This window comes from Mesorhizobium sp. IMUNJ 23033, from assembly GCF_044778005.1.
Lineage (GTDB): Bacteria > Pseudomonadota > Alphaproteobacteria > Rhizobiales > Rhizobiaceae > Mesorhizobium > Mesorhizobium amorphae_A.
On the sequence record NZ_JBJACT010000089.1, the window covers coordinates 1 to 909 of the forward strand.

Annotated in this window: 1 pseudogene; it reads right to left on the reverse strand. The window is 72.1% G+C overall.

What is annotated here, in order from left to right:
- Positions 1 to 909: pseudogene (locus ACFX5Q_RS34800) on the reverse strand (peptigoglycan-binding protein LysM); the annotation flags it as partial.

Below are 909 nucleotides of genomic sequence, written 5' to 3' on the forward strand. Positions count from 1 at the left end.
GTTGTCGCCGGCGCGGCAGGGTCCGTCGCAGGCGCGGCCGGTGCTTCGGCCCCGGTTGCAGGCGCGGCCGGCTTTGGCGCGGCAGGCTTGGTTTCGGCCGGGGCGACGGCGGCGACCGACTCGCCCGGCTCGCGTTCGAACGGCACGGCGGCGCGGGCCACCACCTTCACCCCGTCGGCGTCGAGGCCGTCGACATGGATGGTGTAGCTGCCGACCGGAATGTCGCGCGTCGCCTCGACCAGGAAATGGCCGTCGGGCGAGGTCAGCGCGTCGCCGAGCAGGATGTCGTTGGCATAGGCGCGCACCTTGCGCCCAGGGTCGGCGATGCCGGCGACGAAGATCTTGTTGCCGTCGATCTCGACGGCCTCAACGACGATCTTGGGCTCGGCAACCGATGCGGCGGGTGCCGCTGCGGGCGCCGGCGCGGCTTCAACAGTGGCTGGCGCAGCCGGCGCTGGCGCTGCTGCAGCAGGCGTTTCAGGCGCCGGTGCTGGGGTCGCCGGCGCGGCTGCCTGGTCTCCGGTGGCGGGTGCTGCGGGCTTGGTGTCGGGCGCAGGGACGGTGAGCAGCTCGGACGGCTTGCCGGGCTCCTCGACCATGGCCAGCACCTGGCCGGCGGGATTTTGCGGGATCGAGACGACAGCGGTCTGCGCCGAGGCGGTCACGACGTCGCCGGTCGTCGAGCGCAGCGTGATCGTGTAGTCGCCGGGCTTCAGCGGATCGTCGAGGATGATGGCAAAGGCGCCATCGGCACCGGCGACCGTCGAGCCGAGGACCGTCGCACCGTTGAGGATCTCGACCTTGGAATTGGGCGCCGCGTTGCCGGCGACGACAATCGAGCCGTTGCCTTCGACGCGCACGACATCGAAGGTCGGGGCGATCGGCCCGGTAGCGGCGGGAGCCGCAGGC